At 71.8% G+C, this 9,053-nt stretch carries 6 protein-coding genes; 5 read left to right on the top strand and 1 reads right to left on the bottom strand.

Translation table 11 applies throughout. The annotated features are described in order from the left end of the window. The 5 genes from D7V97_RS35165 to D7V97_RS35145 all read left to right on the top strand — a co-directional run. Positions 1-2,254, top strand: a 2,254-nt coding sequence (locus D7V97_RS35165) for an FdhF/YdeP family oxidoreductase (protein ID WP_120614998.1), incomplete at its 5' end; no start/stop codon positions are given. 15 nt (positions 2,255-2,269) lie between these two features. Beyond that, a complete protein-coding gene (locus D7V97_RS35160) occupies positions 2,270-4,510 on the top strand; it encodes a hypothetical protein (protein WP_120614997.1) in 2,241 nt (746 codons plus the stop codon). Positions 4,511-4,708: 198 nt separating this feature from the next. Beyond that, entirely contained in the window at positions 4,709-6,466 is a 1,758-nt protein-coding gene (locus D7V97_RS35155; RefSeq protein ID WP_147445104.1) for a hypothetical protein, read from the top strand. Positions 6,467-6,517: 51 nt separating this feature from the next. Further along, on the top strand, positions 6,518-7,687 hold the full coding sequence (locus tag D7V97_RS35150) for a sigma-54-dependent Fis family transcriptional regulator (protein WP_120614995.1): 1,170 nt from the start codon (positions 6,518-6,520) through the stop codon (positions 7,685-7,687). 65 nt (positions 7,688-7,752) lie between these two features. Then, on the top strand, positions 7,753-8,637 hold the full coding sequence (locus tag D7V97_RS35145; RefSeq protein WP_120614994.1) for a MaoC family dehydratase: 885 nt from the start codon (positions 7,753-7,755) through the stop codon (positions 8,635-8,637). Between the two features lie 44 nt (positions 8,638-8,681). Here D7V97_RS35145 and D7V97_RS35140 read toward each other — a convergent pair whose 3' ends face one another. Beyond that, positions 8,682-8,918, bottom strand: a complete 237-nt coding sequence (locus tag D7V97_RS35140) for a helix-turn-helix domain-containing protein (protein ID WP_043321491.1) — start codon at positions 8,916-8,918, stop codon at positions 8,682-8,684. Positions 8,919-9,053: the final 135 nt, after the last annotated feature.

The following is a 9,053-nucleotide window of genomic DNA, read 5'->3' as shown; positions in this document are numbered from 1 at the left end:
GGACGTGGGCGCGGTGGCGACGGTGGCGGGGGGCGTGCCCGCGGTGCTGCACGCGCTCAAGCACGTGGTGGGGGAGGCGGGCGCGTGGCGCGGCGGCCGGCTGCTCCTGAACCTCAACCAGAAGGACGGCTTCGACTGTCCGGGGTGCGCGTGGCCGGATCCTTCGCACCGGTCGATGAATGAGTACTGCGAGAACGGCGCGAAGGCGGTGGCAGAGGAGGGGACGAAGGAGCGCGTGACGCCGGAGTTCTTCCGCGAGTGGAGCGTGGCCCGGCTCGCCGAGCAGTCCGACCTGTGGCTGGGCAAGGCCGGAAGGCTCACGCACCCGATGGTGCTGCGCGAGGGCGCCACGCACTACGAGCCCCTCTCCTGGGCCGACGCGTTCGCGCTGGTGGCGGAGGAGTTGAACGCGCTGGGCTCGCCGGACGAGGCGGCGTTCTACACGTCCGGACGCACGGGCAACGAGGCCGCGTTCCTCTACCAGCTGTTCGTGCGGGAGTTCGGCACCAACAACCTGCCGGACTGCTCCAATATGTGCCACGAGTCCAGCGGCACGGGGCTCACGGAGACGATTGGCATTGGCAAGGGCACGGTCACGCTGGAGGACTTCGACCACGCGCAGGCCATCTTCGTCATCGGGCAGAACCCGGGCACCAACCACCCGCGCATGCTGACGGCGCTCCAGGCCGCCGCGCGCCGGGGCTGTGAGATCGTCAGCATCAACCCGCTGCCGGAGGCGGGCCTCAACCGCTTCAAGCACCCGCAGGATTTGCTGCACCTCATCGGCCCCGGGACCGCGCTCAACAAGCTCTTCCTCCAGGTGCGCATCAACGGCGACGTCGCGCTCCTCCAGGGGCTGGGCAAGGCGCTGCTGGAGCGCGAGGCGAAGGCGCCGGGCACCGTGCTGGACACGGCGTTCATCGAGGGCAGGACGGCGGGCTTCGACGCGTACCGGGCACACCTGGAAGCCGTGTCCTGGGACGACGTCGTGACGGAGAGTGGCGTGCCCCGCGAGCAGGTGGAGGCGGCCGCGGACATCCTGGCGCGCTCCGAGCGCACCATCTTCTGCTGGGCCATGGGGCTCACGCAGCACCGCAACGCGGTGGGCAACGTGCAGGAGGTGGTCAACCTGACGCTGCTGCGCGGGAGCATCGGCAAGGCGGGCGCGGGCGTGTGTCCGGTGCGCGGCCACAGCAACGTGCAGGGCGACCGCACCATGGGCATCTGGGAGCACGCGCAGCCCCGGCTGATGGACGCGCTGGAGCGCGAGTTCGGCTTCTCGCCGCCGCGCCACACCGGCCTGGACACCGTGGCCACGCTCAAGGCGATGCACGACGGCCGGGTGAAGGTGTTCTTCGCGCTGGGGGGCAACTTCCTGTCGGCCACGCCGGACACGGAGTTCACCGCCGAGGGCCTGCGGCGCACGCGGCTCACGGTGCACGTGTCCACCAAGCTCAACCGCGCGCACCTGGTGCACGGCAAGCGCGCGCTCATCCTCCCGTGCCTGGGGCGCACCGAGCACGACGTGCAGGCCACTGGACGGCAGTTCGTCACGGTGGAGGATTCGATGGGCATGGTGCACGCATCGCGCGGCGCGGTGACTCCCGCGTCCGAGCACCTGCTCAGCGAGCCCGCCATCGTCGCGCGGTTGGCGCACGCGGTGCTGGGGGCGCGCTCGAAGGTGCCGTGGCTGTCGCTGGTGGAGGACTACGACCGGGTGCGCGAGCACATCTCCCGGTGCATCCCGGGCTTCGAGGACTTCAACCGCCGCGTGCGCGAGCCCGGCGGCTTCGCGCTGCCCAACGGCCCGCGCGAGGGCGTCTTCCCCACGCCGGACGGCAAGGCGCACTTCACCGTGCACCCCATGCCCCGGCTGCGGCTGGAGCCCGGGCAGTTGCTGATGATGACGCTGCGCTCGCATGACCAATACAACACCACCGTGTATGGACTGGACGACCGTTACCGGGGCATCCACCAGGGGCGGCGCGTGGTGTTCCTGCACCCTGAGGACGTGAAGGCGCGGGGGCTGACGGCGGGCCAGAAGGTGGACCTCTCCAGCCACTTCCAGGGCGAGACGCGCGTGGCCCGTGAGTTCGTGGTGGTGCCGTACAACATCCCCCGGACGTGCGCGGCCACGTACTTCCCGGAGGCGAACGTGCTGGTGCCCGTGGACAGCTACGCCGAGAAGAGCCGCACGCCCACGTCGAAGTCCGTCGTCATCACCGTGGCCCCGAGTGCGGTGGGGCCCGCGTGAGTCCTTCGAGGTTCCATGCAGCCGTCGGTTGAAGTCGGGTGGCCGGAGTCGCTCCAGCCGCTCTATGCACAGGTGGCGGAGGCGGTGCCCCAGGAGGCCGTGGCGGCGAGCGCCGGTTGGCGCGACACCTTCGCCCACTGGGTGCGCGGCGCGTCGTTGGAGGAGCGCACGCGAGCGCAGGCCGCCGCGTGGGAGCGGCTGTCCCCCGGCGAGCGCACGCCGGGCGAATTGCTCTTCCTCGTGTCCACGTGCAGTGAGCTGCTCTGGCCCTACGCGGAGCCGCCCCCGGGCCTGTTGCGACAGTTGCTCGCGAGGCAGCGCGACGCGGTGGCCGCGCTCCGGGACGCGGGCGAGACGGAGGGCGCGGATCGCCTCCAGAAGGAGACGGACGCGGCGCTGTCCAAGGTCCTCACGCGCTACCTGAAGCGCCACCCGGACGCGCTGCTGGCCCTGGTGCGCGGTGTGCCGTGCACGTTCGACGGCCGCGCGCTGCGCTTCCAGGACGCGGTGGACGTGGACCTGAAGCAGGTGCTGGGCGCGGGGCCGAAGTCGGTGGGACTCTTGGAGCAGCTGCGCGCGCTCCTTCCGGACACGCGCGAGGAGGGCCGCGACCGGCTCGCCGAGTTCATCCGTACGCGCGCCGCCCGTGTCCCCTGGCGTGAGGCGAGCGAGGTGCTGGGCGAGCGGCTCTTCGCGCTGGCCACTTCACCGGACGGTCGCGGCGGCATGCGCGGCTTCCTCGCGTGCTACCCCAACGGGCGCAAGGAGCCGGACTGGTGTTCGCGCGCGGGGCTGCTGCTCGCGCGCACGGTGGAGGTGGGCGGGCCGCCCGCGGTGGTGGAGAACCTGTGCGACCTGCTCACGCTCTTCGACTCGCCGCCGGTGGACGGGCTGCGCGGGGCGCTGGGCGCGCTGGTGCAGAGCGACTTCGAGACAGCGGCGGACCTGGGCCACGCGCGGTTCGTGTTGGATCACTGCCAGGGCACGATGCGCAAGAACGAGCCCGCGCTGGCGCTCGCGCTCCTGTGGCTGGAGGAGCGGCTGTTCCGCGCGGCCGTGCGGCGCGGCGTCCCGGAGGCCTTCGAGCGGCGCACCCGCGCCCGCGCGAAGCTGGAGTCGCTGCCCGGCTTCGCGCACCTGGTGTGGCTCGCGGAGGAGTGCGCGGAGGTGTGGCCGCGCTTCCGGTCCTCGTCGAAGCCCGGGCTGGACGGCCTGGTGGCGTGGCGCGGTGAGGTGGCGCAGCGCATGGGCAAGAAGCCCGTGCTGCGCAAGGCGGCCATCGAGTTCCTCCTCTGGTGCGCGCCGGACGAGGCCTCTTCCGAGGCGGAGCTGGCGGCGCTCGCCCTGGTGCGCACCGCCACGGACCGACGGCTGGTGCGCCGCATGCTGGAGCACCCGTCGCCGAAGGCCCGCTTCCGCGCGCGCTCGCTCCAGTCCTGGCTCCAGGCAGGCGCGGGGCAGGGCACCACTCCCGCGCCGGTGGAGGCCTCCGAGCCCTCGACGCTGACGGCCTCCCTGCGCCACCTGCACGCGACGCGCGCGGTGCCGGTGGGCGGACGCACCTGGCTGCGCGACCGCGACCTGGAAGACCTGCTGGTGGGCGCGGTGGCGCGCGTGGAGGCGGACGTCGCCTCGCGCCACCCGGAGCGCTTCCGCGAGGACACCGCGGAGCTCGTTTCCGGGCTGCTGGAGGGCGTGCGCTCGGAGCTGGAGCGCATCCAGGCGGATCTGGGTTCGCTGCTGGCGCAGGGTGGGCGCGCGTCGCCGCTGTCCCTGGCGATGACCGTACAGCGCCCGGTGTCCGTGTCTCGCGACGGCGGCGTGGAGGTGGCCTTCGTGGTGTCGGTGGAGCGCGAGGGCTTCGTGCGCACGCGGCGCGTCGTCCGGGTGCCGGTGGCGAAGCTGGAGCAGCGCGGCGAAGGCCAGTGGCTGCCCACGTTTCGGCTGGGCCGCGAGCGGCTGGACGCGCTGCTTGCGCGCACCGAGGCCGCGTTCTGCCTCTTCCTGGTGCCCTCCTTCGTGCGCGCCGAGTGCTGGGTCGTGCCAGCGCGGCTGGCGCGGGCGCTGATGGAGACGCAGGGCGCCCTGTCCGGCGTGCCCCGCGAGGCCGCCCAGGGCGTGTCACGGCCCCTGTCGCAGTGGCTCGTCTACGACGTGCTGGGCCTGTGGGTGGGCGATGAGCGGCCCGACGTGGTGGACGCGGTGCGGGCCCGCGACACCGGCGCGGACTTCGTGGTGGACCTGACCGTGCGCTGAGCCGGCTCCGGGAGGTTTCGGAAAAGCCCGGGGAAATGTCCGGGAATATCCAGAAGCCCCGGCGTAAAGGCTGACGAGGGGTGCTGGAACATCGTCCGGGGCAGGGGCCCCAGGTCGTCCGTCCGTTTTCGAAAACGGGATGCATGCCTCCACGTGCGCGGCGTCGCCGTGACTCCATGGCAGGGAAAGGCATTCATCATGACGAGGACACCTTCGCGTAGCGCGTGGGCGCTGCTGGGCTTTGCCCTGACCGTGGGCCTGAGCGCCTGTGGCGACGGCAGTGGAATGAACGCCGAGCACCGGCTCGTGTCGGCGTCCGACGTGCCCGTGCTCGCGCAGCAGGAGTCGGCGCTCTCCGACACGCTGGAGCAGTACGCGGCCAAGTGCGACGCCGCCATCGGCGCCACCGTGCCGGACTTCAACTGCGAGGTGGGCACGGTCGTCCCGACGACCAACCACCTCAACGGCAAGTGTGACCGGCCCAACCGCCTCAATGAGACGTGCGACCCGGACAGCAAGTTCCAGGTGCTGCTCAACAACGCGGACGTGTCCATCGTCGCGCACTGCCGCAAGCAGGGGAACGCGGCGAACTACTACGGCGACATCGCCGTCATCCAGACGAACAAGAAGAACGGCTCCACCTGCTTCTACCAGGCGCTGGGCACGCTCTACGGCGCGGACGTGAAGGCGCCCTCGAAGGGCACCGGCGCGTGGAGCTGGAAGACGCCCACGGAGACGGCGGCCATCCGCTGCGTGCGCTGCCATGACAACGGCGCGCTCGTGCGCTCGCCGTACCTCACGCAGGTGACGGGCGTGAACAAGCTGCCCGGCGCGGGCGACTTCGGCTTCAACAGCGATCAGCCGTACCGCTTCATCGGCGCGGACTTCGCGACGTGGAAGGCCTACAAGGTGGAGGTCGCCGGCAACACGTGCCTGGGCTGCCACCGCATGGGCACCAGCAACCAGCTGGGCTACGACGACGGCGTGGCCCTGGACCTGGGCATCCGCGCGACGGCGACATCGGAGGTCGCGAAGAATCCCCACTCGACCAGCTCGCCCATCTGGATGACGCCGGGCACCACCTACTACAACGCCAGCAACGCGGCCTCCGCGGCGGCCATCCGCGCCTGTGCGCTGCGCCGCAACGAGGTCCCGCTGCCCAACACGGCCTCGTGCCGCATCACCCAGTACACGGACGTGGGCGGGCCTTCCGCCGCGGGATCCTTCACCGCGGTGTGGGAGCCGGGCTCGCAGTCGGAGGTCCAGGTCTACGGCTGGTCCTACGCGGACTACCGCGAGAAGTATGATCAGCTCTGGCCGCAGGGCTGGCGTCTGTACTCGCTGCAGCCCTACGTGGTGGGAACGCAGGTGCTCTACAACGCCGTCTGGCGGCCGAGCACCGAGAACGAGATCCAGGTCTACGGCTGGTCGTTCGCGTCCTTCAAGGCGAAGTACGACGAGCTGTGGCCGCAGGGCTGGCGCCTCAAGCTGCTCCAGCCGTATGTGGTGAGTGGCGTGACGTACTACACGGCGGTCTGGCGCCCGAGCACCGAGGGTGAGACGCAGGTGTACGGCGCCACGTATGCGTCCTACCGCGCCACGTACGACTCGCTCTGGCCGCAGGGCTGGCGCCTCAAGCTGATCCAGCCGTATGTCGTGAACGGCCAGGTCCTCTACACGGCGGTCTTCAAGCCGAGCACCGAGGGCGAGACGCAGGTGTACGGCGCCACGTACGCGTCCTACCGCTCCACGTACGACACGCTGTATCCGCAGGGCTGGCGGCTGAAGATGCTGGAGCCGCACGTGGTGAACGGCCAGGTCCTCTACACGGCCGTCTTCAAGCCGAGCACCACCAGCGAGACGCAGGTCTACGGCTGGGATTACGCGAGCTTCCGCTCGAAGTACGACGAGCTGTGGCCGCTCGGCTGGCGCCTGAAGATCCTGCGCGCCTACTGAGTCTGGCCGTGCGTTGAACGAAGCCGTGCCCTGGGGGGGAGCATGTCCTCAATGAAGCTGTCGAGCGAGGAGGCCGCCGTGTCGCGTTTCCACTGCGAGATGAAGACGGAGCGGAGGGGGGCTCGCGCGCGGGCTCCGGACGGGCGCCCGGGCACCTTCGTGGACGGGGTCCGCTGGCGCCAGTCGCGGCCGCGGAGGGGGAGCGGCCCCGGCCATGTCCCCGTGCGTTCCGAGGCCCGTGAGGAAGGGGGAGCTCACGGGCCTCCGGAGCGCGCGGCCTTCGGGGACCTGGTGGCCACGTCCGCCTCGGCCCGGGCCAGCTTCGACCGGATGGCGTGCGCGGCGGCCTGCCACGCGACGGTGTTGTTGGAGGGGGAGACGGGCACGGGGAAGAGCCGCGCCGCGCTCGCCATCCACCGCGCGGGGTCCCGCGCGAGCGCGCCCTTCCTCGTCGTGGACTGCGGCGCGCTCCCGGCCAACCTGCTGGAGAGCGAGCTGTTCGGCCACGAGAAGGGGGCCTTCACCGGCGCCATCCAGCGGCGCGTGGGGGCCTTCGAGGAGGCGGACGGCGGCACCATCTTCCTCGATGAGATTGGAGAGCTGCCCGCGGAGCTGCAGCCCAAGCTGCTGCGCGTGCTGGAGAACCGGGAGATCCGCCGCCTGGGCTCCAACACGCATCAGGCGGTCAACGTGCGCGTCATCGCGGCCACGCACCGCGACCTGCGCGCGGAGGTGCAGGCGGGCCGCTTCCGGGCGGACCTCTACTTCCGCCTCGCCGTGGTGGGCATCCCGCTCCCGTCGCTGCGCGAGCGGCCGGAGGACATCCCGTTCATCGCCGAGCGCATCCTCGGGGGCCTGGGCGCCACGCCCGAGCAGCTGGCGACGCTGACCGCGCCGCAGTTCCTCTCCCAGCTCCAGCACGCCGCGTGGCCCGGCAACGTGCGCGAGTTGCGCAACCACCTGGAGCGCTGCCTCGTCTTCCAGAGCGCGCTGCCGCCCGCGATGTCCGCGTCGGGCGTCATGGCTCCGGCGCCCCGCGCGGTGGATGCGTCGCTGACGTACGCGGAGTCCCGCCGTCGGGCGCTGGAGGCGTTCGAGCGCGACTACGTGGAGGCACTCCTCAAGCTGCACAAGGGCAAGGTGTCCCATGCCGCCGCCGCCGCGGACATGGATCGCGTGTACCTGTACCGGCTCCTGCGCCGGCACGGGCTCCGGAGCTGACACGGCGCGAAGGGCCCTTCACAAATCCCACGCGGGAAGGGGACAGCTGGCGGAGAATCCCGCCCATGCCCGGCACCCTCTTCGACCTGCACACGCTCCCCGCGATGCCCGCCGCGCTCCTCCGCGCGGCCTTCACCCGCAGGAAGGGCCACGGCACGGCCCTGCCGGACATGACGCTCCGGGCCCATGGCTGCCGCGCGTCCCCCGTGCTGCTGGAGCGCTACCGGGCCGCGTGCGGCTTCGATGCGGACGGCTTCCTGCCGCTGACGTACCCGCAGGTGCTCGCGACGCCGCTACACCTGGGCCTGCTGGGCCTGCCCGACTTCCCGTACCCCGTGCTGGGCACGGTGCACGTGCGCAATCACATCCAGCAGCACCACCGCATCGCGGACACCGCCGCGCTCACCGTGGCCTGTCACTTCGACGGACACCGCGAGGTGCCCGCGGGCCACGAGTTCGACCTGCACACCCGCGTCGAAGCGGAGGAGAGCGGCGAGCTGTTGTGGCAGGCCGTCACCACCATGCTGCGCCGGCACGGGGCCCGGAAGGACCCGGACAAGGACGCTCCGCGCAAGGAGCGCCCGCCCGACGACGCCCAGGCCGCGCGCTTCGCGGCGAGCCGTCCCGCCCCCTGGGCCATCCCGGCCGACACCGGCCGCCGCTACGCGCACGCCTCCGGCGACTACAACCCCATCCACCTCACCGCCCTCACGGCGCGGCCCTTCGGCTTCCCGCGCGCCATCGCGCACGGCATGTGGACGCTCGCGCGCTGCGTGGCGGAGCTGGGGGAGGCGGCCCATGCGGACGCGCTCCAGGTGGACTGTGACTTCAAGAAGCCCCTGCTCCTGCCCGCCCGGGTGACGTTCCAGACGGCCCGCGAGTCCGCGGGCGTGGCGTTCCGGGTGCTGTCGGAGGAGGGGAAGCCGCACCTGCTGGGGCGGCTGGGCTGAAGCAGGGCGATGCGTCGTCGGGCCGGAGGGCGGCCCGCCAGGCGTCAGTCGCTCAGCTCCGGCAAGTCCGGGAGGCTGTCCGGATCCAGCTTCATCAGGGCGCACAGCCGGCTCAGCGTGGGGATGGTGGGGACCATCACGCCACGCTCGACGCGGGCGAGGACCTCCACGCCCAGCTCCAGATGCTCAGCGACTTCCTCCATGGAGAGCCCCGCTTGCTGCCGCGCCGCCTTCAGCGCCGCGCCAAGCGCTTCGGCCCGCTCTCTCCGACTCTGTGTCATCCCCCGAGCATGGCGCCAACTGGCCCTCCCGTCACTTGAATCCCACACGCCCCCCTTCCGGACGGTGGCCCGCCCGGGGGCCGGTCCTGGCGGGCGTGAAGTCCCCAACAACACGCCGCCCCCCGGGTCCCGGCC

The sequence above is a fragment of the Corallococcus sp. CA053C genome, from assembly GCF_003611675.1.
Taxonomy (GTDB): domain Bacteria; phylum Myxococcota; class Myxococcia; order Myxococcales; family Myxococcaceae; genus Corallococcus.
This window is presented reverse-complemented; position numbering and strand designations above follow the sequence as displayed.